Consider the following 24,167-nt stretch of genomic DNA (forward strand, 5'->3'; position numbering starts at 1 on the left):
CTTCTCCTTAAGGGCGGGCGCCGCTGGATTTTGTTTCCGGGGCTTCCAATTCTTCCCTAAGTAATATTTTGAAATCCGCTTCAGATCTTAAGTTAGGGTCCGAATCGGATTCTATGGTCCAATGGAATGTTCCTACATCCAATTTTTCCAAGTCCTTGAACACCAACCTGTCGCCTTTTGTCTTTTTTTCATAGATTAGCTCGTCGCCTGAGCCTCTCTTATAGAAAAGACGAAATTTCCATTCGCTTTGCTTCTGTTTGGTGGAGAATTTCCAACGGAAAGAAATACTTTCCTTGCCGGTCATATCCACTACAGCGCCCTTTTTCGGAAAATCAACGGAAAGTTCCGCATTTGTCAGCGCTTCAGTAGTCGCAGCAATCTCTTGTTTTGTTTCTGCAACCTGAATGACAGGAAGAGAAATGGAAAATTTACGCGCTTCCGAGAATGTTTCCGTTCCGGGAAGATTCGTATAGGACTGTACTCTCCAATAATAAGTGCCTGGATCCAATGTTAGCGAAAAATTCGTACGAAATACTTGTGTCTCGGAAATAGATCCAAAACTAGGATCAGTAGAGATCTGTAATTTATAACCGCTTGCTATCTTTTGTTTTGCCCAGGAGAATGCAACGGTCCTATCTTCTTGAGAAAGATCTTTTTTAGGATAATGTAATTCTACGGGGAAGTTGGGAAGAACTCTGAACTTTCGGACTTCGGATATTTTCTTGCCGTCCCTGGAGTTGACCCTCCAATAATAGATCCCTTCCGGAAATTTTTGTTTATAATAAGGTTCTTTAGAAGGCCTTTTAGAGATATACACTGAAAAGTCCCGTCTAGGAGAAATTTCTAATATACCTTCTTCTCCTCCTTCCCAACGGAATTCGACGGTCTGCTCCATTTCTGTCGGAAAATATCTGTAAGAATCTTCGGGACTGACAAGGCTCCAATTTTGGTTCAGTTTATTCCCATTTAGCGAACTCTCTTTTTCGCCTAATGTTTGTTTGACGGTCCCGTCTTCGGACCATTCTACCTGTCCTCTTTCTACATCTACTCTAGTGCCGTTCTGATTTTTTGTAACTTGGAACTTGGAACCTAATTCCGCTTCTAAACCTACCGTTCCTGCGATCACGGAGAGAACTTTTTTTCCGCTCTCAACTAGAATATTTCCTTCGTTCAGATCCAGGTTTTCCTTATTCTCCTTTAATTGGAGAACGACCATAGACTGAGGATCTAATTCTATCCTCGTGCCTGATTTTAAAAATACTACCGCTTCGGAAGCCTCGTCTGTTCGGATGGAGTCCCTATCATACACTGGCATTCCTTGCTCCAGATCTTCCCATAACATTCTATCCGGAAATTTTCTTTGAGCAGTTTTGTAACGGAAGGAGACAGTCCCCATAATCTCCTTTCCGGCTCCCCCGTTCGATTTGGATTCGAAATAAAGAAGGTACAAAGATAAGAAAAGTACAAGGAAGCAGCCTATACCTACCTGCCATTCTCTTTTATATATTCTCCAATCCATATATTAATCCGCAATCACCTTGGAAGGAGAATCAGGTTCCGGTATTCCGCAGATCTTGCGAAGCTCTTGTATATTTTTAGGACAGTCAGGATCTTCCAACCAACCTAATACCGCATAGAGTTGTTGAGGTTTTTCTTTTCCTCGGATCCAAACAGGAGGTAATGTTTCAAATTTGTAATGGTCCTTTACTTTTTCGTAAGATGTTTCCGAAACCAATATATCCGTTCCGAAATCTTTAGTTAAATATTCTATACGAGAAGCGAGATTAACCGCATCTCCGATAACTGTGAACTCCAGTTTCTTTTCGGAGCCTATCTGCCCTACTACTACCGGTCCGGTATTAATCCCACATCCGAATCTTGCTTGTGGTCTTCCTATTTCGATTCCAATCCGATTGAATTCCATCAGAGCGTTTCTCATTAGAAGTGCAGAGTTGATCGCATTTCTTGCATCGTTCTCGTCCGTGTACAATGCCCCCCAATGGGCCATAATCGCGTCACCGATGAACTTATCCACGATCCCTTCCGTAAGATAAATACATTCCACCATCTCAGTGAAGTAAGCGTTTAGAAAATCTACCACCTCACTCGGTTTTAATTTTTCCGACATCCCGGTGAAGTTTCTTAAGTCAGAGAAGAATACTGTTACATCCTTTGTGACCCCACCTAAAGGCATATCTCCCGCCAAGGCTCTTTCTGCGATTTCCTTATTCACGAATTTTCCAAAAGTGTCTTTGATCTTCTCTCTTTCTTCCAATCCATGAGCCATCTTGAGAAACGAGTTTGTTAGAACTCCAACTTCGTCTCTGGTTACAGGTTTGATCCCTACCTTATAATTTCCTCTTTCGATCTGCCTAGTCGCACTCAATAGATTAATGAGCGGAACAGTTAATGTTCTGGAGAATAGGAATACTACTAGGAATGCAAGACTCAAGACGGAGATCAGAATATAAAAATTCTGCCTTCTGATCTTATACACCGCTTCGAATGCTTTATCCGCCTCGATGGAAGATACTACTGCGAGGTTTCCATCTTCTAATTGTTGGAAAGATCCTAATGTTTCCTTTCCTTCGAAGATAGAAGTTTGGGATCCGTTATCGGCGGGGTTTCGTAATAAAAATTGAACAAGAGGGTTTTTAGAATAATCTTTCGCTGAAACAGTTTCTGATTCTTCCGTATGAGCGACTAATCTCCCCCTGGAATCCACCACCCAGATCGCGAATAATTCGGTTTGTAAAGCGGACCTGGCAGATTCCCAAAGATCCTGAGGAGAAATTAAGAAGAAGCCATATCCTTTCCCGGATGGATCTTTCTCAATAAAAAGTACAGTAGAAAATCCGAACTTAGAACTGATATTTTCCAATCGAGTGGACTCGAATTCGGAAGCGAAAAATTTTTCTTTATCTTCTTTCGGAATAGCAACCCATAGACCTCGGATCTCATCTTCTTCTTTCCTAAGATCTCGGACAAATCTTGGATTAAAAACGAGCGTTGATTCTCCTTGTTCGTATTTTCCCCAGGCAAGAATTTTAGGATGAGTAGAAAAAAATCCGGAGATATAAGCAGGTGGGGTGATCTTTTTAGAATCGGAACCTTTTGAAGGACGAATATTCCATTTGTCTGCAAACTCAGATGATTTACTGGAAAGTTCCTTGATCCTAAGACCTACTTGGAGTCCAGTTAATCTCGCCAAACTCAAGTTATATTCTTGGATGAGTGATACTGTATAATTTCGGAAAAGATTAGTCGCTAGTCCGATCATTAACCCCATACTCACCACTACGATCGCGGAAACGATCGCCAGAAGTTTGACTCGAATAGTGATCCTAGATGCTTTAAAATCCTCTCCGTGATTTTTAGGGGGTTCTTGTTTTTCTTTTTTGGATTTTTCAGAAGTTATATTAGGAGAATATGGTGTATATACTTTAGTAGACTCTTCTTTTTTGCCGGAAAGTATCTCCTGCATCAACTTCACGAATTCGGAAGCCTCGTTTTCGGAATAACAAACTAGAACAGAACCTAAATGAGAACGAAGAAAACGATCTAATTTTCGCGCAGAGTCAGGAGAAGAACGGAACTTTACTCCGTCCATCGTAGAAAGACGGATCTTATCTTCTTGGAGTTTTTTTACCAGATCTCTGAATACCTGACTATTTTTCCAACCGCTTGCTTCGGATTTCGTTCCCCAAAAAACTACCTCTTGGATACCTCTGGTATGGATCTCGTCCATCCATTCGGAAAGATTCCCGCCTTCTTCCGGAAATCGTCTTGAGTATGCGGACATAGTGTCCGTCAGAGGAACTTCTAAAATTTGATTTTTCCCGACTCCCTCTTGCATGGGGATAGGAGTCTCTGAAATCTCTCTAGTTTGTCATTACAAAATCCAATTTTATCTCCCTTTAGATTTGCCCTCGGTTTGCCACATAATTCGGGACTTCCATTTTTTCTTTTCTAGAAAATACTTCCTCTTAATCTGGGAGAATGATTTGGATGGACTCGGTCTTAGGTTCTAATTGGTTGCTTGCAGTAATTTCGGTTATTTCCGGAATTCTTTTGGGTTATCTTTTCGGTGGGTTCATAGTTCCGAGACTCGCAAAAACTCTCACAAAGGATCAGTTAGACACAAAACATCCTCTTTATACCGCTCTACTCTCCTTAGTTAGGTTTTCCTTTTTTATTTTTGGATTATACGCTGCCCTTCGATTCTTAAAATTAGATGCTTCCTCAGAAGAAAAAATTTCCCTTTATTTGAAAGTATTCGGGATCTTGGTTTTCACATTTTCCTTTGCAAGAGTCGGCTCCGGAGCTTTCACTTTGTATTCTTCCAAGGCAGAAGGACTTCTTCCCTCCGCGTCCATTCTAAATAATATAGTTCGGATGCTGATCTTACTTACCGGAGGTTTGGTCGCATTACAAACTTTGGGCATCTCCGTTACTCCCGCGTTAACCGCATTGGGAGTGGGAGGTCTTGCATTCGCATTAGGTTTGCAGGAAACTCTTTCCAATTTGTTCGCAGGGCTTGGAGTTTTACTAGGTAAAAAAGTATCCGTAGGAGATTATATCTCTTTAGAAACCGGAGAAGAAGGTTTAGTAGAGGATATCAATTGGAGAACAACTTCTCTCAAAAAAAGAAATGGAAGCACGATCATCATTCCGAATGCTAAGATGTCCAAGACTACCTATACGAATTATAGTCTTACAAATATAGGACTTTGGACAGAGTTGGAGATCAGTGTCCCAAAAGAAGGAAATTTGGAGAAGCTGGAATCCATTCTTGGACAGGCCGCGAATTTTTCCTTAACACAGATCTATGGAAAAAGCGGTTATAACGAATCCAAAATTTCATATCGTTATGTTTCTTTCGGACAATCTAATATTGATTTGGTGATTCATCTTCCGTTAAAAAACATACATGACTCCGGACAAATTAAATCTATTTTCATAAAATCCTTGCATTCCCAATTTAGATCGGAAGGAATCGATAACATATCCGCGAAGACAGTAAAATAATCCGAAACATCCTAATCTATTCGCAGGAATCAGTCGTAATAGAAATCGTATGCAAAACGTTTTAGAAAACAAACTTTGGTTTTATGTTCATGTACTAAGCTTGGATATATGTCTGGGCGTTTTAGGTTCCGGAGCATTAGCGACAGCAGTGACGGGAGCCAAGATGAAAACAGTATGGTGGCTCCTTCTTCCTTTAAGCGTTTGGGTCATCTACACCTTGGATCATTTATTGGATGGAAAGAAGGTTGGAGAAAATTCCATAAACCCACGTCACAAATTCCACTACGATCATTCTAAAATTTTAACAATACTCTGCACAATCGCGGCAACTATCTCAGCGGTTCTCGCATTCTTATTATTAAGAGAGATAGTTTTATTAGGCGGAGTATTATTAGCAGCCTTAGCAGTTCTCCATTTAGGAATTGCTCGCTGGGGAAAGATACGTTTCGGAAAAGAATTTTCAGTAGCGTTGATATATACCTTGGGAGTTTGGTTCGGTCCTCTATTGGTTGTAGGGTTTCGTTCCTGGGCCGTCCCCATTCTTCTGTTCTTATTCTTCTTAGGCACCGTTCTGAATTTAGTAATGAACTCTCTCATGGAAGCAGAGTTAGACGCCAAAGAAGGCCAGGTTTATCTATTAGGAGTTCTTTCTCCCAAACTAGCCAAGGAATGGGTGTTGCGATTGTCCTTGCTTGGATTCCTGGCTAGCTTAGTATTGGCCGGCGGAATACGGAAATGGGCGACTGGCACCTCGGTTTCGGCCTCTTTGGTGATCGCTCTCATCTGTGCCGTTCCGGGAGGGATCCTGCGTTACGCGGATAAATTCCAAGATTCTCAAAAGTATAGGATCCTCGGAGAAGGAGTTTTTATCTTGGGACTTATCCCTTGGCTTTTAAACTCCTTTTAGATCCGAACTGCCGCCTAAGAAATTTAATATCGGAGATAAAAATATGGGAGAATTTTTCAAAGACAAAGTCGTATGGATTACAGGAGCTTCTTCCGGGATCGGCGAATCTTTAGTGAAAGAAGCCGCGAGAAGAGGAGCGACTTTAGTTCTTTCTTCCAGAAGAGAAAAGGAACTCAAAAGGGTCCGCAAAGAGAACGGACTAACAGATTCAAACAGTATGATCCTCCCTTTAGATCTGGAAGATTATAAAAAGTTAGGAAAAGCTCCCGCTCAGGTTATCAAAACTTTCGGAAAAATAGACGTGCTCATCAATAATGGTGGGATCAGCCAACGTTCCTTGGCTCATGAGACTTCTCTCGAGACTTATGAAACGTTGATGAAGGTGAACTTTTTCGGAAATATCGCTCTGACTCTTGCGGTCCTTCCACATATGAGATCAAGAAAGCAAGGCTGGGTTTCTACGATCGCGAGTGTTGCTGGACTCATCGGAGTTCCTTTGAGAACCGGATATTCTTCTACCAAATTCGCATTAACTGGTTTTTATGAAGCTCTCAGAGCAGAAAATACAAAAGAAAATCTGAAGGTCACTTTAGTGTATCCAGGTTTTGTTAAGACCAATATTTCGCATAACGCACTCAAAGGCGATGGGACTCCTCAAAAGAAAATGGATAAGGTGATCGAGAACGGGATCGACGCGGACGAATGTGCACGCAAAATTCTGGACGCAATCGAGAACGAAGATCTGCAAGTGATCATCGCAGGCGGAAAGGAAAAATTCGGTCTGTTCTTAAGACATTATTTCCCTAAAGTTTTCGCGAAGTTCTTATCTAAGACGGCAGTCACCTGAAATAAAGTCTTGGGCGACTCCTCGCTATGCTCGGACCGCGCTTCTGCGGGCTCGGGCAGTCGCCCTCGTCCGGGGCAAGCCCCGGACTAAAGCCCTCCGCATCGCTGTCGCATTAATTCTCACACAAAGATCGGAGGAAAGGTTGGAGTTCCTACATGGTATGAAAGACGGCCCCCACCCTGGTTCGGGTGGTGGAGGTGGGCTCGTGGGAGAAGCCTTTCGCCTTGTATCATAAAATTGGAAAATTTACGACTAAAAATTTCCGAGGAATTTGTTGGAATTCCTACAAATTCTCACTTCCTCATCTTCCAAACAAATCGGATCTTCTCATTTCGAAAATCTTCCGGATGAGTTTGTTTGGTAATATCCTGAATATCTTCCCAAAGAAGCTCATCAGCCTCCATCTTGAATTTTCGAAAATTCGTGGAGAAGAAGAGTATCGCGCCCGGCGCGGAGAAATCCCTAAAGATCGAATTCAGTAAAAAAGAATAATCTCTTTGGACATCGAAAATATCCCTCATCTTCTTACTATTTGAGAATGTAGGAGGATCAACGATGATAAGATCGTATTGAGTTCTCTTGGGATTGGCCCTTTCCCTCTTCAACCATTCCGTAATATCTTCTCGAATAAACTCATGCTCGTCGTAAGAAAATCCGTTGAGTTCAAAGTTTTCCTTGGACCAGTCCAAGTATTTTTGAGAGAGATCTACACTTGTAATTTTTCTCGCGCCGCCGTCGGCTGCATAAACTGAGAATGCACCGGTATACGAATACAAATTTAGGACATTCTTCCCTGAAGCTTCTTTTCTAAAAAGATCACGAGTAGTTCGATGATCCAAAAAAAGTCCGGTGTCCAGATAATCGCTTAAGTTTACTTTAAATTTAAGTCCGCCTTCATTTGCGCGGATGGATTTTTCCTGAGTATCCAGCTTTTCGTATTGTAGATTTCCCTTTTTACGTTCTCTGGTTTTCCAAAATAAATTTTCGGGAGCAAGCTGAAGGATTTCGATTATTAAATTGCGGATGGTATTTCTTTCCGATTCTCTTTCTTCCTCGGACATCGGATAAGAATTTATGTATTCGGAGACTAGGCAGTTATTTTCGTATAAATCGATTACGAGCGGAACCTGAGGAATGTCCCGATCGTAGATCCTAAAACAGGTGATTCCCCTTCTTCTCGCCCATTTTTTCCAATGTTTGGACATCCTGGTCAGGCGATTGGAGAACATTTCTAAATGTTTCATTTCTCCCAAAGTTTTGGATCCACCTCTACTAAGGGATACACTTTGGCATCCCCGTCATTATAATGCCACCATTCAGAACTGATCTGTTTGAATCCATGCTTTGTTAGAATTCCTACAAGGATTTCTAGATTTTTGAAAACTGTCGGTTCCAGGTCTTTACGAAAGGGAGAAGCTTTGTATGTAAATTCATCATAAGCGCTTGGCATTTCCAATTCTCTTCCTTGCGAATCTATAAGCGTGAGATCCACTGCCCCGCCTCGGTTATGAACGGAACCTCCTTTGGTAGGATTTCCTACATATCTTGGATTTGGGACCTTCTCCCATAAGATCCTTTGTGCATATGGAGGACGATACCCATCCCAGATCTTGATCCTGTATCCGTAGTTTTTAAATTCAGAGTTGGCGGCTCTCAATTTTTCTGCGGTTTCTTTTCTGAGCAAGCAGGTTCGGAAAGGATAGATGATGGAGCCTGTAAAATTCTCCGGAGTAGAATAGCGTAGATCGATCTCTATACTTGGATCTATTTCTTTTATGTTTACTAATCCATTTTCGATTTTTAAAGAAGGTTTGACTTCTTCTAATTTTGGGACAGTAGATTTTTGACAAGCGGAGAAGGTAAGCAGAAGTAAGATCGGACCAAAACCGTGGACTCTCATGCAGGAGTTGTTTTTGGCCCAAGTGTATGGATTGTCAATACTAAGTCGCAGGCTTCAGGAGCGAAGCGACTATAGTCCGCACCAAAACATAGGTATCGATCAATAACAAGCCGCGGGCTTCAGGAGCGAAGCGACTATAGTCCGCACCAAAACATAGGTATCGATCAATAACAAGCCGCGGGCTTCAGGAGCGAAGCGACTATAATCTGCCGGCAAATACGAATCGAGTCTTGTAATAGTTCTCATCCAAAGAATTTACAGTTACGCCCTTGACTACGGAAGCATGCACGAACTTTCGATCCTTCAGATAAACTCCTACATGGCTGATCTTCTCGCCGTATATATTAAAAAATACTAAATCTCCTTCCTGCAGATCGGACTCGGAGATCTTTTTGACCTGTCTAGAAATACTCTCAGAAGATCCTGCGATTGTTTTGGAATATGCTTTTTGCACCAACTTTGCAGCAAGACTGGAACAATCTATCCCGGATTCGTCTTTGCCATTGTCTCTATGGGGTGTTCCGATCCAATGTTGGGTTTCCTTAAACAATTCTAAATTGCTCTTAGGATCGATCTCTAATTTCCAAGTTTCGGAAAAATACTTTTGGACTTCTTTGTCTGAAAGAGATTTTGCCTGATCTGCGACCAGAACCAAGGCGAAAAAAGGTATGATCAAAAACGAAAGCGCTCCCGAATTTGGGAGAACTTTCTCTTTCCATAAAACTAGAATTTTTTGGAATCCGTTCAAGATCATGCTTATCTGACCCTTTTTGAACGGATCTGGTTTCTTTTTTTTTTAATTCGGAGCGATTACGATTTTGCGTTTTTCAGCCGATCTCCCAGACAAATTCCCTGATCTTTTCGCTAACCATATCAGGCATAGTTCTCTGGATCCAGTGATTGCTATCGTATGTATATTCTTTATAAGAATCGCAGATCCTTTCATGAAGTTTATATAACTCCGGTCGGATCGCAAAATCTTTGAGTGGAATTAGAACTTGGACTGGAGCCTTGATATGTTTCGGCTCCGGATACGTCTCCCCTCTCAAAAGTTCTCTATACAAATTCACATTAGAAACTGTGGTCGCGACTATCTCTTCTTTGGACTTATTCCTAAGAATATCATTCTTAGGAACTCCACCTGCATTCATTGCATACTTCCAGAAAAATTTGCTGAAAGTTTTCCAGATCCATTCCGGCAGAAAAGGAATTTGAAAATATAGAATGTACCAAGATCTTTTAAGTTGAGAAAGTGCCTTGTACAAAGAGATCGGATTTCCGGAAAGAGCCATTTGGAAAGCAATCCTACGCCCGAGCACCGGATGAGGTCCTCCCATCGCAGTGTATGATTTTGCCCAAACTGATTTTTGTTCGTCCGCTACGAATGCCCAACTGATCAATGAACCCCAGTCATGAGCAACAATATGGACCGGCTTATCGTTCCCAATAAATCGGATTACCGATTCAAGATCTTCGAATATTCTACGAACATTATATGCTTTTTGTTTTTTAGGCTTGTCCGATTTCCCAGAACCTCGCAGGTCCAAAGCGGCCACATTATAATCCTCTTTTAAGGATTCCATCTGGTAGGACCAGACCCTATGATCGTCAGGATATCCGTGAACGAATAGAATTGTGGGTCTGTTCGGTCTTTCTTTCGCTGTATGATTGTATTTTACGTACAGAGAAATATCGCCGTTATGAACAAAGGTTTCCTTGAAAACTTCTGCCTTTTCCTTTTTTACTCCGTTTTCCAGTTGGGTAGCCGCCATTTTTTTTCGCCTCTTACAGTTTAAGAAAATTTTTGCCCTAGTCTTTCCATTCCTCTTAAGAAACCAGGAGACAGTCTGGTCAAAAAGCGCAATAGCTTCGCGGTGAATCCCGGGAAGACATGCATCTTTCTTTTTTCAATTCCTCTTACTATGGCTCGAACCACCATCTGAGGACTGTCTACGATCAAAGAAGGGACTACTTTAGGTTTATCCGTTCCAAATTGTTGAGAATGCAGTATATTCGTATTTGCGAAGAAAGGATACACGTTAGTCGTATATATCCCTTGGCTTCTATAACCGGAATCTAATGCTTCGCCCAAGGCTCTGATCCCGAACTTGGAAACCGAATAATACACTAACTCACCCGGAGAAGTGATCCCTGCACAAGAAGATAGATTTACGATCTGTCCGTATTTTCTCTCCAACATTGCAGGTAAGAACAAACGTGAAAGGTAAATAGGAGCGTATAAGTTTACATCCAAGATCAATTTCCATTTGTCCATAGGAACATCCAGAAGTTTTCCTCCAAATGCCAAACCTGCGTTATTGACAAGGATATCGATCTTAGGTTGGATCTTGATCGCTTCCTTATATGCCTTCTCGCAACCTGATTCGCTGCTTAAGTCAGCTGCAAAAGTTCCGAGTATTTTGCCCGGTACCGGTTTTGAATTTTCCAAATAGAATTCAGGTTTAGTTTCAGGCGCTTTCATATCAGTCAGCACAAGATTGGCACCTTTCTTTAACAGCTGTTTGGTTAATTCTTTACCGAAACCGCCGCTTGCTCCGGTGATTAAAATATTTTTCCCGCTTATTCTGCTCATGCAATTTCCTTATATTTATGCTCTGGCGATTCGAAGATTGCCTTACTCAATTCTAGATTATCTTCCTGTTCCGGATGAAAACCGGGACGGAAATATCTGAAGAAGGCGCCCAGCGCATGAAAGAAGACCTTTTCGTCTATAAAGATAAAACGAAAAGCATCTTTTCTGGTTTTCCATTTAAAAGTAAGTCCCTCTTGCCAAAGAAGTATTTCCGCGCCTATAAATGTCGCTGCCCAGAACACGATGGTCACTCCGAGAAAAGTAATCATTCTTCTGAAATAATTTCCGCTGATATCTAAGAATACGTCGTAAGCTGCGGATTTATGTTCTATCTCTTCCGCTGCATGCCATTCCCAAAGACGTTTCATCTCCGATTCCGCTTGATCTAAAGCCTTGATCTGCAGACCGATAGTAGCCACAAGAGAAGTGTAATGTTCCGCTCCGGCGGTAGCCGCCAAACAAGACTTAGATGACATGATTTTCTCTACAAAATTCACGAAGAAAGAATTCACAAAATCGGTGAATCCCTTGATCTTAAAGCCCTGATCTTCCAGTATTTTCCAGGTTTTTTTATGCTCTCCCGCATGTTGTGCTTCCTGACCCATGAATGCTTTTGCATTGCGAAGCACTCTCGGATCCTTGATGCTTGGGAGAAATTTTTGGATACTTCTGATAAAGAACCTTTCTCCGTCCGGAAAGAAAAGAGTCCAGGTATTCAGAATATGGGTTTTGTAAGCGGAACCATCCATCCAGTGTTTACTGGTGCCGTTTTCGCTGAATTCGAATTTAGGTTTTCTGACCGGATAAAAATGAAAATCCTTATCCTGTAATATTTCGCTGCTCATAATAAGCCTTCTGAATTAAACATTAAATTTATTGAATGTATTTATTTTAAGCCGGAACTTTTTCTTTTTGTTTTTTGGCACTGGACTTAGATTTTTTCTTTTCTTTCCAAAGACGTACATGAGGAAGATCCTCATCCAGCCAGTATGCAGTGGAATCTGTGACCACTAGGATCTCTTCCCATTTAGCTCCGAAAGATTCCGGTCCTTTGGAGCCGTTATATATTTTACCGATATGAGGTTCTACTGCCCAGAGTCCCGGTTCTGGTCTGAAGTCGGAACCTTCTCCCCATAATGGGGAATGTCCTGAAACTCCAGGGATCAGATCTTTTATCATTTGAGGGAATAAGTATGCGAATGTTTGGAACGGAAACCCGTTCACTCTTCCGCCAGGGAAATTATAAGCTGGGAGTCTTCCCACCTTATGACCTAAAACTCCTTGAGGATAGATAGAATGACAGTTAACGTATCCGGAAGCACGTATCCTAGCGTCCACTTCCAGATAGATTTCAGCTAAGGTTCTTTCTTCTAAGACCCTTCTTAAGATCAACTCTCTGTATTCTTCTAAATTTGCGAGTGCCTTATCGTGTTCGGGATTTTTGCCGAATGAAAATGCGTATCCTACATCCGCCGCTCTTCCTGCAAACGTAGGAGCTATGTCCAGGATGACCGCCATTCCTTCTTCTAATCTGCGGTTGGAAGGTTGGAACATTCCTCCGAAATGGGGAAGTATACCTTCTCCCTTTCTTAAATAATTCAGTGAGAGTGGCCGTTTGAATCCTCTGAATGCGGTCCGATCTCCGAACCATGCAAACCCGTAATGGAAGAAGGATGTGCCTCCCGCATTTCGGATATAGTCGTCGATTTTGCAAGCAGCTTCTTTTTCGGTGATCCCCGAGTATAATTCCTTTCGTACGGATTCCACCGCTTCGTAAGCCAAGGCTTGGACTTTGCGGTAGGATTCTAGTTCTTCTTTAGGATATGTTTCTCGGGACATCGGTCTCTTCTCCTTCCTTGCGGAATCCGACAGGAAGATTTTATCCTAACCGATATGCGAAAAAGAATCGTCCGAACTTATAGTTTGCTACCCTTTTTTCTCCATTCCAAAGGAGTCATTCCGGTGATTTTCAAAAATTGGGCGTTAAATGTGGACTTTGTATTGAAGCCTACATCGTACGCTATGGATAGAACAGTCCGATCCAGATCCTCTAGTAACAGGGTTTTAGCTTCTTCTACCCTAAATGAATTCAGGAATTCGTTGAAGTTTTTGCCGTAAGTTTCGTTTAAAATGCGGGAAAGTTGATGAGGAGATACCAATAGTTTTTCGGCGAAGTCCTGGATTTTTAGACTTTCTTCCTTATAAATTTTATCTGCCTCAACCAATTCCTTGATGCGAGAATGAAGTTGGTCCAGATCCAATCCGTTCAATTGGGTCCTTTCGTATCTTTTCTGTTGGATCTCCGACTTTAAAGAAATGAAAAAATTCGGATACCTCGCTGAGAATAAAAAGACTAGAACGATCCCAAGAGTTTGGAAACTAGAACCTGCCGCTAACAAAAATTGGTTCTTCAGAAAATATCCGAACCAACAAAGTTGTATGGTGGTGAATACTACGATCAGGATCGTATAAACTAAAGAAGAAAGTGGGATATCTGTTTCCTTAGATGCCTTTCTAAACAATACCCAAAGAAAGATGGAATAAACTGTTTGATGGATGGAACCGAATATCGTGACCCCAGTCAGAACATCCACCTTGGAACCGAACATTGCATTTCGAATATATTCTCTGATCTCTTCCGCAGGAAGAATTATATAAGCTGTTAATTCACCGAGTAAAAGTAGAATGGCAGGGATAAAATGTTTTCCGATCTGGATCTCTCTGTCCAAGGCGAATTGGACCATATTTTTAGAGACCAAAAGTAATGTGGGACCCACCGCCCAAACTGCAGGGAAGAATGCAGGCCAGAACCAGATATGATCCGCGGCCCATGGGAGCAGACCTAAGCCCAATCGACTCTCCACCAAGGCGAGAATAATGGCTAGATAGAAGATCCCACCCGGCATCGCATTTTCCCTTTTTCTAGCGAGCTCCATCGCCGCAAGAAGTAGGCAAAGTGCGGTTCCAAATTGGATCCAAAAATGAAGAAAAAAACCGGGCAGATGCTCCAAAACAAAATTCCTTCGAAACTTCGGGTGAGTAAATCGAAGGCGAAAGTTTTGTCCAGTCGAAAGGGAAAATTGCAGGCAACGCCAAGGAAGGTTTGACTCTTCCGCCCTTTCCCTGTTTCCTATCGGTATGAGCGATTTCGTAGAGTTGAAATTCGGAGACCAGGTACACCGTCTTCCAGTAATCACCGGAACTGACGGTAATAAAGGAATCGATATTAGAGATTTGCATACTAAGACGGGACTGACTTCTTACGATCCCGGTTTTTTTAATACGGCGTATGCCCAGAGTAAAATTTCCAGAAGAGACCCTCTGACAGGAGATTTACAATACAGAGGCTACGACGTAGCAGAATTAGTGCATTATTCCACTTTCGTTGAGACCAGTTATTTGCTGATCTATGGGGATCTTCCTAACGAAAAGCAGCTGAAAGAATTCTCCAACAAACTTTCCAAACATAGTTTGATTCACGAGGATATGATCAATCTATTCGACGGATTCCCAGGAAGAGCCCACCCTCTTGCGGTCCTTTCTGTTATGGTTTCTTCTCTTTCCAGCTATTACCAAGACGAGTACGAAGAATATTTGGACCGCGGGATCGACCAAGCGGCTAGACTTTTGGCAAAGATCAGAACAATCGCTGCATTCTCATATAAAAAGATGATAGGACAACCTTTCGTTTATCCAGTGGATCGCCATCCGTATTGTACAAATTTCTTATATATGCTTTTCTCTATTCCGTCGGTTAAATACCAACCTTCCGAAGAGCATGATAGGATCTTGAACCAACTTTGGATCTTGTATGCCGATCATGAGCAGAATGTTTCGAATACTACCGTTCAGCTGATCGGTTCCACTCAGGCAAATATATTCGCTTCTGTTTCTTCTGCGATCAATGCACTTTGGGGTTCCAGAGAAGGCGGAAGACAGGTTGCAGCAGTCGAGTTGATCGAAGATATTATCAAATCCAAACTTTCCGTTCCGGAATTTTTCGAAAAATTCAAAAAGGGAGAATCCCAACTTCACTCTACCTGTTTTGGTCACGACGCATACAAGGTGAAGAGCAAACGTTCAACCATCGCCCAAAAATTATTCTCCGAATTTTATAAACAGAAGAAGTTGGATCCAATCGCGGAGATCGCTCTACAAGTGGACGATTTCGTAAGCAAAGATCCTTTCTATCTGGAAAAAAATCTGTATCCGAACCTAGAGTTCTATAGCGCGATCCTATTCCATAGTTTAGGAATTCCTAAAGAACTTTTCACTGCAATGCAGGCGATAGGTAAACTTCCTGGTTGGTTGGCACACTGGAGAGAACAAAGGATTGGAGTGAACTCATCTCACAAGGTCCGTCCTCGTCAGATCTTCACAGGCGAGACTCACAGAAAGTACAGACAGATTCTGGAAAGATAATATCTCTTTTTAAAGACCTCAGTTGTAATTTAAAGGCGATTGATCTTATTAGCTGAAATTTCTTTTGTCATATGAGACGCGGAGTTTCATAGAGGCCCAGAGATTAATGGCACACAGAGACACGAAGAGCACAGAGTTTTTGTTTTTAGATTTATAAACGTTATCTCTAAGTCTCTCTGTGGCTTTGTGCCTCTGTGCGAGATTTCCCCTGTGTCTATTTTCACTCAGTGACTCTTAATAACTTCGTGCCTTCGAAGGCAAAAAAAAACCGTCTCCTTTCGGAGCCGGTCTGAATAGGTTTCAATTCTGTAAGTTCGTAATCTGCGATCTAATTAATTAGACCGATTTTTATCCGATAATGCCTTCAAGAAAGATACTATCGAATCCACCTCTTCCGAGGAAAGCTCTTTTCCAAGCTGCAAATATGCCATTTTTTTAACCGCTTCTGGCAGAGTTGCTACCTTTCCATCGTGGAAATAAGGAGCGGTTAGAGCAATATTTCTAAGAGACGGAACTTTGAAGAAATACTTTTCAGCATCGTTCTTGCTAACAGCTGATCTTCCAACGTCGGTTGTATTTTCGTAAGGATTTACTTGTCCAAGCTTACGGAAGCTGTTTCCACCCAAAAGAGGCCCGTTATGGCATTGGATACATCCAGCGCTCAGGAAGGTTTCCAATCCCTTCTGCTCCTCGGAAGTCAAAGCCCTATGATTTCCTGCCTGGAACTCATCAAACCGGTCTCTGGTAATCAGAGTTCTTTCGAATGCCGCTATCGCCTCTGCCAAATTGTCATAGGTGATTTTTTTCTCCTGATCCGGGAATGCTTTTGCAAACAAGTCCACGTATTCAGAGATTTCAGAGAGTTTTTTCTCCACGGCCGCTTCGGAAGGCATAGCCATTTCCACTGGGTTTAAGATCGGACCTTTTGCCTGAGCCTTGAGGTCAGCCGCTCTACCGTCCCAGAATTGAACGAAGTGGAAACCTGCGTTTAGGGATGTAGGAGAATTCCGATCTCCATTTTTTCCAAGAGCACCAGGAGAAGTTGGAAGATTATCCACTCCAGCGTTCTTTCCGAGGGTTCCGTGGCAGGAACTACAGGATTGGGAATCGTTGATAGAAAGACGTTTTTCAAAATAGAGTTTTTCGCCTAAAGCAATCTTAGCCGGAGTATCCTTTTCGGAACCTGGCATTTTTTCCGGAAGGATCCCGAAGGAAATCTTGGCGTCTTGCATAAGCTGCTTTGTTTTCTCGGACGGACCGCATGCCGAGACCAGAGCCAAAATTAGGCCCAAGTATAGTATTTGTGTTTTCTTCATTTTCATCACCACAAATTAGAATCATTCTAATCTTGTGTAGAATGTAGGTTGGAGGATTAGAGACAACTCTTTTTCCGAAGAATCCGATTTCTATTTCGAAAAATTCGATTATGGGCGCAGTCTGAGTTCGAATTCGAATTTTCCTGGCTCACTCAGTAGGAAAAATCTTGCTCCCAACTTTTCGGTTCTCAATTTTAAGTCGGCTTCTATCAGAGAAGAAGGTTCTTCTTTGGTTTCCGCTGGTCCAGTTGTCTCTATCCTAAGTAATATTGAGTCTCCCTCTTTTCCCCAGAAAATTTTAGATTCTCCGGACCTTCTCGCTCCTATCTTTACCGCTTCGGAGAAGATTCTCTGGACCTGGAGGCATTCGTCTATTCTCAAATATTGAGATACCTTTTGGATCTCCGAATGAGAGAATAACGGGTTTTTCAGGACGAACTTTCTCATCTCTTCTTCTACTAATTCTTCCTTTCCTCCCTGATGGTGCATCAGGTCCAAAATATCCCGGACACCGGAGAGTGTTTGATTGAGTTCGTTTTTGAGTTTTACAAGAGATTTGTCGGAACTTTCTTTCGACTCCAATTGATTGATGAGAGAATGAAATCCCTTGTCCACGGATTGGTCCACTAATGTGGCAAATTTCGCTTTTTCTTCCGCGTTCAGTCTAAGTTGTTCGTTGTATTTGGACTGTAGTTCTGCGAAAGTTTCCGCCTTCTCTAAATCTTTTGTAAATCTTAATGATATAATATATGAATTGAATGCGATAAACCCTACAAGTGCCGCTGGGAAACTATAAGGGATAAGAAAGTAAACTTCATATAGTCCCCAGATAACGTCGTTCACCATAGATACGGCAAGTATCATCCCTGAAAGAAATACTGTTCTGGCTCTATCTTCCTTCTGCCACCAAGCATATCCTAACGCTGCCAATAAAACCAAAGTGTAAAAAGGAGGAACATGCATGAAGAAGGAATACAGATAGATGAGTTCCTCTTCTCCCAATACAAAAACGGAGAGTATAAAAATGAACATGCTGCTCATTAATATTGTCATCCATCTGGCTCCGAATTGTTTCGGGTACATTGTTTTCAGAATCATGTATACTGCAGGGACAAGACATGCTTCGCAGAAATATTCCATTCTGATCCGAAGATCCAAGCTCAGTTCAGGTGTAAGAAAATACTGGAGCCCGGAAGTTACGAAAGAATAGAAGGCTACTAAAAAGCAGAATAACGAGAAGAACAATGGCACCAGATCTTTTCGATAAGATGCGAAGAAGATCAGGTGATATAAACCTACGGAAAAAATAATAGCGACCAAAAGTGTTTCCCAGATCAACTCTTGGACCACTTTAGATTTTAAAGCGTCTATATCGCCGATAAGGAATGGATTACGGATCCCGCCTTTTAAGAAATTTCCCTTATAATTGGAAACGTTTACGAAAAGTTCGGTATCCAAAGAATCCAATAGATAGATCTGTGCATTCGGATGCGCCAAGAACTCAGTATCTGCCCGATTCGTTCCATTGATCCCATTGGCAAAGATCATTCTTTTTCCGAAATATACGGAATACACTCCTGGGATCCTGGGCACATAGATGGCTAGATTTTTTTGCTCCGGAGTTTTATGGATCTTTAATCTATAAGAACCATGTCCCTGCCAGGTGAATTCAGGAGAATAATCCCTCCAAATCCCTGGAACCGGAAAGTATTGCCCACTTTCCACATAACCCGTATTAGGTGAATATAAATTTTTCCAACTGAATTCCCAGTCTCCTTTAAGAGGATAAATTTCTCCCCAAGGACTGACAGTACTCATGTCTATACTTCCTTTATAAAGGACAGGGACTTTTTCGGAAGTTCTTGTGGAACAAGAGATTAATAGGAAGAAGGTACAGAAAAGTAATACTAGGTTTCTTTTCTTTTCGAATTCATCCGAAGTTATGCCCACAAGTATATTCAAAGAATTAGAAACCGGGAAAGCAAATGAAAAACTTCGCCTAAGTGTTACTAGACTATTTCGGATTCTCATCTTTGAGTTAGAAGCATTAAAAATAGATACTTAAGGGATGGAAATTTATTTTCTACTCTTTCTAGATCTTTCTATCTTAAACGCAATCCCTTGTGCGTTGATCTGAGAGTCGAAACCTATAAATCTTTCCTCTTTTTCTCCAAAAGGTAGATGCCGAATTCGGATTTGGTCTTCCAAATAGGAACGGACTCTACCCTCACAAAAAGCAACTAAAGCTTCTCCCTCTAAACCTGTCTTTTCCGCAGAGATCAGAACGTTTTTCATTACGTTAAGACCTTCTTTCATTTGAGAAGCTCCCGAACGAACATCCTCCCAAACTCCAAAATGTGTGAGATAAGCCTTATCCGCGCCTGTGGCAAGTATCTTGTCTATGGAAAGTACCGCTTCTTCCGGATCAAAATCGGTCGGAGTTGTAGAGGGAAATAATAGAGAGTCCTTTCCTTTTCTGAACAATGTATAGCCGATCCCGAAAGTATCTCCGGTAAAGATCCCGTTCGTCAAATTATCATAAATACAAAAATGATGATTTGCATGTCCTTTTGTATGCAGAAATTTGAATGTTCTTTTTTGCCAAATTAATTCCTCTCCATCGCTCATGGTTCGGACGCGATCGTTTGGCACAGGCAGAATTTCACCGTACAACTTATAGTAGTTTTCTTCTCCGTATACCTGGATGGAACTTTTGATCAAACGAGTTGGATCTATTACATGAGGTGCTGCCTTTGGATGAGCAAGTACAGTTGCATTCGGACAAAGAGAGATTAGCTTACCTGTTCCTCCTGCATGGTCCAAATGAACATGAGTGATGATGATATTATCCACCGACTCAGGCCCGAGTCCTTCTTCTTTCAATGCATCTAATAGATATGGAACTGCATAATTCGTATTATTCTCTACGAATGTGGCCCTGTCCCCGTCCACGATCAGATAGGCACAAGCAAGTCCTGCTTCTACATATCCGCAATCTATGGTTCGAATCTTGTCCAAAAGTTTCTCCGCAAATATTTTGCAGTATTTAGACGAGTAACCTAGGCTGAAACCACTGGATGTGCGACCTCTTTGGTCTCAATTTTCGGATTTCCTAATTTACGATCCAGGTATTCATCCGGGATGGAACCTAAGGCTTCTAAAAGTAATCTAGGTCCCGGGTTAGAATGCATTTTTTCCGTAAGGATCCTACGATAAGAACGAGCACCTCGGATCTCATGAAATGCCCCGAGCAAATGTCTTAAGATCCGACTAGGCTTTTCGCCTTCTGCAGTTTGAGAAGAAACATATTCCTGCATGGATTCGAAGATCTCTCTACGACTCAGGTTCAAAGGTTCTGCTCCAAAAAATTCGGAATCCACATCGGAGAATAAAAAAGGATTTTCGTAAGCCGCCCTTCCGATCATAACTCCATCCGTTTTATCCAAGTGAGAATGTATCTCCGAAATGGATTTAACTCCTCCGTTCAATTCTATCACAAGATCCGGAAAACTTTTTTTGATAGAATATACATCCTCATAACGTAATGGAGGAACAGTTCTATTCTGGGCGGGACTTAAGCCTTCTAATATTGCAATTCTTGCATGTACCGTGATCCTTTTTGCACCAGCTGCGCTTACGGATCTCACGAATTCATGCAGATCTTCTAATGTTTCTTTTCCCCGAACGCCTATACGACATTTTACTGTGATAGGGATAGAAGTTTTAGAATCCATTTCGGAGATACAATCCGCTACTCGATCCGGATCCTTCATCAAACAGGCTCCGAAATTTCCTTCTTGGACCTTATCACTTGGACAGCCTACGTTCAGATTGATCTCCGAGTAGCCGTATTCTTCTCCTATTTTTGCACATTCACCAAGTTGAGAAGGATTGTCCCCGCCTAGCTGTAAAGAAAGTGGAGTTTCTTGTTGAGAGAAACGTAAGAATCTATGTTTGTCCCCTCTCAAGATAGCGCCGGTTGTCACCATTTCGGTGTAGAAAAGAGAATGTTTAGTGATTAGCCTTAGGAAAAAACGAAAATGCCTATCCGTCCAGTCCATCATCGGGGCCACGGATACGGGATATAGGATCGGCTGTTTTTTTTCGAAAGACATATACTTCGACTAATACGATCCTCGGTTTTCGGTGTGAGCAGTCAAGCCCCATGAAATGGACTTGGTTTGATTTCCGACCGTTTCAATTTGGTTCTGGACGATGGATTCAAAGAGACTAAATCCGGATTTTTTCCCCCATATTATAGCCTGCTGCTTATTTCTGGTTCTCTCTTCTTGTAAGAGTATGAGCGGGATTTTAGACTCGATCATTATCAATGCGGGTGCGGAATATACCGCCTTGGATTTTTTTACTCATCCAGCAAATATCCAAGGAATCCCCGTGAGTAAGTTCAGTCTTCCGAATTCGGATACAGATACAAGCGTAGTCAGTAGAGACTCTACAACAACTCGTGCATTTTACTCGATCGGTTCTGTACCGAGTCGGATCCCCGGCACAAGAGATATTAAAGGATTTTTTTCTTTCTTAAGCGGTCTTGCCTGGTCCTTCAACTTGACTTCTCCCAGGACTTATCGAGGAAACTTGATCAATTACCCGGACGACGGAAGACGTTATCTGGCGTTTGACGATTATGTTTCCAACCAACTACTTCCACTTCCTCCTCAGTTAGGAAGAAATATGGAATACACTTATGAAGATTATCAGATGTATTTCACGCTTTATTTAGGTTATTACGAGGGGAAGAATGTGAACTTTGGTGTGGGCCCCATATACGGCCTTGCTGTTTATAGAATGGATATCATAGAGAGGGAACAAAGGATCTCCAGCGTAAAAAACCAACTACAAGAATTGAAAGGCCTTCGTTTATTACTCGAATATAATATAGGACAATACTTTCCGGATACAATCCTTTATAATGCATATTTGTTTTTGGAAATAACAAGCTTCGGGGATTTGGACGGAAAAGGCTTGAATGTCAGAAACCAGGTGGCAACTGCAAACGGATTACCCGCACCTTCTCTTTACATGAACATGACTACCTACAGGATGGGAGTCCGAAAAGAGATACAACTTTCTAAAGAGCCTCATAAAAAGGAAGAAGGACCGGCCTACCCTCCTTTACAGAATCTACCCTCTGCAGGTCTTCCTCCTAAAGAAGATGCCAAAACAGATACGGAAAATCCCGGATGATCGACTGGAAAGAAAACGGCACCCCCGTTTCCAGAGAATTCGACGATATTTATTTTTCTCCTGAAAACGGATTAGAAGAAACTAAGCATGTTTTCATCCAAGGAAACAAATTAGAAGAAAGATTATCTTCTTCCCAAACACATCACGTTTTTTCTATTTTAGAATTAGGATTTGGAACAGGTTTAAATTTTTTCGCTGCATGGCAGGTCTGGAGAAATTGCAAAAATAATTCGAATGTTCGAGTCTTACGATTTGTTTCTTTCGAAAAATATCCATTAGAAAGTAATGATATTCGTAAAGCGATCTCCGCATTTCCGGAACTCGGCGAACTTCTCGAAGTATTTTTAGAAAAATATAAATTACTGATCCCAGGATGTAATACTTTCTTATTCGAAAAAGAAAATCTAGTCTTGGATCTATGGATCGGAGATGCAACCCAATGTCTTCCGGAAACATCCGGAAAGTTCGACGCATTCTTCTTGGATGGATTTGCACCTTCCAAAAATCCGGAACTCTGGGGAGAAAATATTTCGATCCAGATCAAAAGACTTTCGAATAAAAATGCTACTTTTGCTACATTTACTGTGGCGAGATCCGTCAAAGACTGTTTAAGTAGCGCGGGCTTTACTCTTTCTAAAATCCCAGGTTATGGCAGAAAAAGAGAAATGCTGATCGGGGTGTATGAGTCCGAGCCGGAACCTGATTCAAATCTGATCCCATTTTTAAGAAGAAAATTCCCGTTCGATCAAATTCCTGAGAAAGTATCCGTGCTGGGAGGTGGACTCGCAGGAGCAAGTATCGCTAGAGCGCTTGCCTGGAGAGGAATTCAGGTAGAAGTTTGGGATGACCTGGGCGCGTTACGCGCATCTTCAGTTCCGATGGCGGTTTCTCATCCTCATATTACCAAAGTAAAAACTCCAACAAGTTTATGGACTCTACGTTGCCTTGGAAATTCTATCCGTCGTTATTCCGATCTTCTTCCGAATGATTCTTATCAGATCTCTGGCACATTACAACTTTCCGGAGAAGATCTTCCCTGGGCAAGATTGGAAGAAGGCCAAAATGCACATTCCTTATCCAAAGAATTGGCGGAACTAAAACCGGAACTGGGAGAAAACTATCCCGAAAATGCAAAAGGTATTTTTTATCCTTCAGGTTTCTGGACAGATACTCCACTTCTCGCTCAAAAACTTTTAGATCATCCTAATATTCTTCTCAAACAAGGAAAGGTAAGTTCGATCTCTTTCGAGAAAGAAGAATGGACATTATTCTCAGAAAACAAAGAGACTTTATGCAAAACGGAAGTTTTGATCTTAGCAAATTCTTTCGGAATAGAAAGTTTACTGCAAGATTTATGGAAAGAGTCGCCCTTCTCCCTTAGAGCAGTGAGAGGACAATTAGAAATATTAGAAGATCCGAATATAGACTCCGAAAAAGATCCGATCCGAGTGGGAGATAAATATCTCACACCTTCTAAAAAAGGGATCAGGGTTAATGGATCCACATTTAATGAATTCGAATTAGATCCCGAGCCGAGAGAAAAGGACAGAGAAGAAATTTTAGAATATTCTCAAAGAACATTCTTGGGCGTAAACTGGGAGCAGATCAAGGTTCGATCCGAGTTTGTAGGGATACGATCCCAAACCCCGGATCGATTCCCTATTTTAGGGCCAATCCATTCTCCGGAACCATTTCGAAAAATATACTCTGGTATGGGTCTTCCTAAAAATCGAAAGAAAGAATTCCCTTTTTTAGAACCGCAAAAAAACCTGTTTGTGTTCGGCGGTTTGGGATCCAGGGGAGTTTTATCTTCCCTATTGGGAGGGGAAATTTTGGCAGAGATTCTTTTAAACGAACCATTATCTATCGAAAATAGCTTGTACTCATCTCTGCATCCCGCAAGATTTCTATACCGCAAGATCCGAAATCTGGAATAAGGAAGAAGTTTC

The 24,167-nt window shown here is 41.7% G+C and carries 20 protein-coding genes; 6 read left to right on the forward strand and 14 right to left on the reverse strand.

The features are described 5' to 3' along the window. Positions 1-7: 7 nt before the first annotated feature. Entirely contained in the window at positions 8-1,519 is a 1,512-nt protein-coding gene (locus LPTSP_RS10220) for a FecR family protein (RefSeq protein ID WP_108928688.1), read from the reverse strand. A 3-nt stretch (positions 1,520-1,522) separates the two neighbouring features. Continuing rightward, positions 1,523-3,856, reverse strand: coding sequence for an adenylate/guanylate cyclase domain-containing protein (locus LPTSP_RS10225; protein WP_108928689.1), 2,334 nt, complete (start codon positions 3,854-3,856; stop codon positions 1,523-1,525). Positions 3,857-4,008: 152 nt separating this feature from the next. Between LPTSP_RS10225 and LPTSP_RS10230 the strand changes: the two genes are divergently transcribed. Genes LPTSP_RS10230 through LPTSP_RS10240 form a run of 3 tightly spaced genes read left to right on the forward strand, consistent with a single transcriptional unit; the run spans position 4,009 to position 6,782 of the window. Beyond that, a complete protein-coding gene (locus tag LPTSP_RS10230; RefSeq protein ID WP_108929870.1) occupies positions 4,009-5,028 on the forward strand; it encodes a mechanosensitive ion channel family protein in 1,020 nt (339 codons plus the stop codon). 49 nt (positions 5,029-5,077) lie between these two features. Then, complete coding sequence (locus tag LPTSP_RS10235; protein WP_108928690.1) at positions 5,078-5,935, forward strand: LA_0991 family prenyltransferase-like protein; 858 nt, start codon at positions 5,078-5,080, stop codon at positions 5,933-5,935. A 43-nt stretch (positions 5,936-5,978) separates the two neighbouring features. Then, entirely contained in the window at positions 5,979-6,782 is an 804-nt protein-coding gene (locus tag LPTSP_RS10240; RefSeq protein ID WP_108928691.1) for an SDR family oxidoreductase, read from the forward strand. Positions 6,783-7,075: 293 nt separating this feature from the next. On the opposite strand, the gene LPTSP_RS10245 is transcribed toward LPTSP_RS10240, so the two are convergent. From LPTSP_RS10245 to LPTSP_RS10280, 8 genes are all read right to left on the reverse strand, one after another. Beyond that, positions 7,076-8,026, reverse strand: coding sequence for a class I SAM-dependent methyltransferase (locus tag LPTSP_RS10245; protein WP_108928692.1), 951 nt, complete (start codon positions 8,024-8,026; stop codon positions 7,076-7,078). Then, positions 8,023-8,682 carry a M15 family metallopeptidase gene (locus LPTSP_RS10250; RefSeq protein ID WP_108928693.1) on the reverse strand — a complete coding sequence of 220 codons (660 nt, stop codon included), beginning with the start codon at positions 8,680-8,682 and terminating at the stop codon, positions 8,023-8,025. Before LPTSP_RS10250 ends, LPTSP_RS10245 begins: the two co-directional genes overlap by 4 nt. A 199-nt stretch (positions 8,683-8,881) precedes the next feature. Beyond that, on the reverse strand, positions 8,882-9,358 hold the full coding sequence (locus LPTSP_RS10255) for a C40 family peptidase (RefSeq protein WP_245915544.1): 477 nt from the start codon (positions 9,356-9,358) through the stop codon (positions 8,882-8,884). Between the two features lie 151 nt (positions 9,359-9,509). Continuing rightward, positions 9,510-10,454: an alpha/beta fold hydrolase gene (locus tag LPTSP_RS10260; RefSeq protein WP_108928695.1), complete on the reverse strand. Its 945-nt coding sequence runs from the start codon at positions 10,452-10,454 to the stop codon at positions 9,510-9,512. Between the two features lie 20 nt (positions 10,455-10,474). Further along, positions 10,475-11,275 (reverse strand): SDR family NAD(P)-dependent oxidoreductase, encoded by an 801-nt coding sequence (locus tag LPTSP_RS10265; protein ID WP_108928696.1) that lies wholly within the window; start codon positions 11,273-11,275, stop codon positions 10,475-10,477. After that, a complete protein-coding gene (locus LPTSP_RS10270; RefSeq protein ID WP_108928697.1) occupies positions 11,272-12,120 on the reverse strand; it encodes a metal-dependent hydrolase in 849 nt (282 codons plus the stop codon). The genes LPTSP_RS10265 and LPTSP_RS10270 overlap by 4 nt, the downstream gene beginning before the upstream one ends. Positions 12,121-12,166: 46 nt before the next feature. Further along, on the reverse strand, positions 12,167-13,114 hold the full coding sequence (locus LPTSP_RS10275; protein ID WP_108928698.1) for a M24 family metallopeptidase: 948 nt from the start codon (positions 13,112-13,114) through the stop codon (positions 12,167-12,169). Positions 13,115-13,191: 77 nt separating this feature from the next. Beyond that, the gene (locus tag LPTSP_RS10280) at positions 13,192-14,286 is read right to left on the reverse strand and encodes an AraC family transcriptional regulator (RefSeq protein ID WP_108928699.1); all 1,095 of its coding nucleotides are present in this window, start codon (positions 14,284-14,286) and stop codon (positions 13,192-13,194) included. Positions 14,287-14,413: 127 nt separating this feature from the next. Here LPTSP_RS10280 and LPTSP_RS10290 point away from each other — a divergent pair, with 127 nt between their 5' ends. Continuing rightward, positions 14,414-15,697, forward strand: a complete 1,284-nt coding sequence (locus LPTSP_RS10290; protein WP_108928701.1) for a citrate/2-methylcitrate synthase — start codon at positions 14,414-14,416, stop codon at positions 15,695-15,697. A 332-nt stretch (positions 15,698-16,029) separates the two neighbouring features. Here LPTSP_RS10290 and LPTSP_RS10295 read toward each other — a convergent pair whose 3' ends face one another. The 4 genes from LPTSP_RS10295 to dusA all read right to left on the reverse strand — a co-directional run bounded on the left by LPTSP_RS10295 (position 16,030) and on the right by dusA (position 21,128). Beyond that, positions 16,030-17,019 (reverse strand): cytochrome-c peroxidase, encoded by a 990-nt coding sequence (locus LPTSP_RS10295; protein WP_167396455.1) that lies wholly within the window; start codon positions 17,017-17,019, stop codon positions 16,030-16,032. A gap of 102 nt (positions 17,020-17,121) precedes the next feature. Continuing rightward, on the reverse strand, positions 17,122-18,831 hold the full coding sequence (locus tag LPTSP_RS10300; RefSeq protein WP_108929872.1) for a 7TM-DISM domain-containing protein: 1,710 nt from the start codon (positions 18,829-18,831) through the stop codon (positions 17,122-17,124). Between the two features lie 258 nt (positions 18,832-19,089). Beyond that, on the reverse strand, positions 19,090-20,031 hold the full coding sequence (locus tag LPTSP_RS10305) for an MBL fold metallo-hydrolase (protein WP_108928702.1): 942 nt from the start codon (positions 20,029-20,031) through the stop codon (positions 19,090-19,092). 41 nt (positions 20,032-20,072) lie between these two features. Beyond that, on the reverse strand, positions 20,073-21,128 hold the full coding sequence (gene dusA / locus LPTSP_RS10310; RefSeq protein ID WP_108928703.1) for a tRNA dihydrouridine(20/20a) synthase DusA: 1,056 nt from the start codon (positions 21,126-21,128) through the stop codon (positions 20,073-20,075). 184 nt (positions 21,129-21,312) lie between these two features. On the opposite strand from dusA, the gene LPTSP_RS10320 reads away from it, so the two are divergent. After that, positions 21,313-22,218: an LIC10647 family lipoprotein gene (locus tag LPTSP_RS10320; RefSeq protein ID WP_245915545.1), complete on the forward strand. Its 906-nt coding sequence runs from the start codon at positions 21,313-21,315 to the stop codon at positions 22,216-22,218. Next, positions 22,215-24,155, forward strand: coding sequence for an FAD-dependent 5-carboxymethylaminomethyl-2-thiouridine(34) oxidoreductase MnmC1 (gene mnmC1, locus LPTSP_RS10325; protein WP_108928705.1), 1,941 nt, complete (start codon positions 22,215-22,217; stop codon positions 24,153-24,155). The genes LPTSP_RS10320 and mnmC1 overlap by 4 nt, the downstream gene beginning before the upstream one ends. Positions 24,156-24,167: the final 12 nt, after the last annotated feature.

Source organism: Leptospira johnsonii (genome assembly GCF_003112675.1).
In the GTDB taxonomy this organism is placed as follows: Bacteria; Spirochaetota; Leptospiria; order Leptospirales; family Leptospiraceae; genus Leptospira_B; species Leptospira_B johnsonii.

What these genes read in the sequence shown, in the direction of transcription:
- LPTSP_RS10220 (WP_108928688.1), bottom strand. Translation starts at nt 1,519, where the DNA reads ATGGATTGGAGAATATATAAAAGAGAATGGCAGGTAGGTATAGGCTGC.
- LPTSP_RS10225 (WP_108928689.1), bottom strand. Translation starts at nt 3,856, where the DNA reads ATGCAAGAGGGAGTCGGGAAAAATCAAATTTTAGAAGTTCCTCTGACG.
- LPTSP_RS10230 (WP_108929870.1), top strand. Translation starts at nt 4,009, where the DNA reads ATGGACTCGGTCTTAGGTTCTAATTGGTTGCTTGCAGTAATTTCGGTT.
- LPTSP_RS10235 (WP_108928690.1), top strand. Translation starts at nt 5,078, where the DNA reads ATGCAAAACGTTTTAGAAAACAAACTTTGGTTTTATGTTCATGTACTA.
- LPTSP_RS10240 (WP_108928691.1), top strand. Translation starts at nt 5,979, where the DNA reads ATGGGAGAATTTTTCAAAGACAAAGTCGTATGGATTACAGGAGCTTCT.
- LPTSP_RS10245 (WP_108928692.1), bottom strand. Translation starts at nt 8,026, where the DNA reads ATGAAACATTTAGAAATGTTCTCCAATCGCCTGACCAGGATGTCCAAA.
- LPTSP_RS10250 (WP_108928693.1), bottom strand. Translation starts at nt 8,682, where the DNA reads ATGAGAGTCCACGGTTTTGGTCCGATCTTACTTCTGCTTACCTTCTCC.
- LPTSP_RS10260 (WP_108928695.1), bottom strand. Translation starts at nt 10,454, where the DNA reads ATGGCGGCTACCCAACTGGAAAACGGAGTAAAAAAGGAAAAGGCAGAA.
- LPTSP_RS10265 (WP_108928696.1), bottom strand. Translation starts at nt 11,275, where the DNA reads ATGAGCAGAATAAGCGGGAAAAATATTTTAATCACCGGAGCAAGCGGC.
- LPTSP_RS10270 (WP_108928697.1), bottom strand. Translation starts at nt 12,120, where the DNA reads ATGAGCAGCGAAATATTACAGGATAAGGATTTTCATTTTTATCCGGTC.
- LPTSP_RS10275 (WP_108928698.1), bottom strand. Translation starts at nt 13,114, where the DNA reads ATGTCCCGAGAAACATATCCTAAAGAAGAACTAGAATCCTACCGCAAA.
- LPTSP_RS10290 (WP_108928701.1), top strand. Translation starts at nt 14,414, where the DNA reads ATGAGCGATTTCGTAGAGTTGAAATTCGGAGACCAGGTACACCGTCTT.
- LPTSP_RS10295 (WP_167396455.1), bottom strand. Translation starts at nt 17,019, where the DNA reads ATGAAAATGAAGAAAACACAAATACTATACTTGGGCCTAATTTTGGCT.
- LPTSP_RS10300 (WP_108929872.1), bottom strand. Translation starts at nt 18,831, where the DNA reads ATGAGTACTGTCAGTCCTTGGGGAGAAATTTATCCTCTTAAAGGAGAC.
- dusA (WP_108928703.1), bottom strand. Translation starts at nt 21,128, where the DNA reads ATGTCTTTCGAAAAAAAACAGCCGATCCTATATCCCGTATCCGTGGCC.
- LPTSP_RS10320 (WP_245915545.1), top strand. Translation starts at nt 21,313, where the DNA reads ATGAGCGGGATTTTAGACTCGATCATTATCAATGCGGGTGCGGAATAT.
- mnmC1 (WP_108928705.1), top strand. Translation starts at nt 22,215, where the DNA reads ATGATCGACTGGAAAGAAAACGGCACCCCCGTTTCCAGAGAATTCGAC.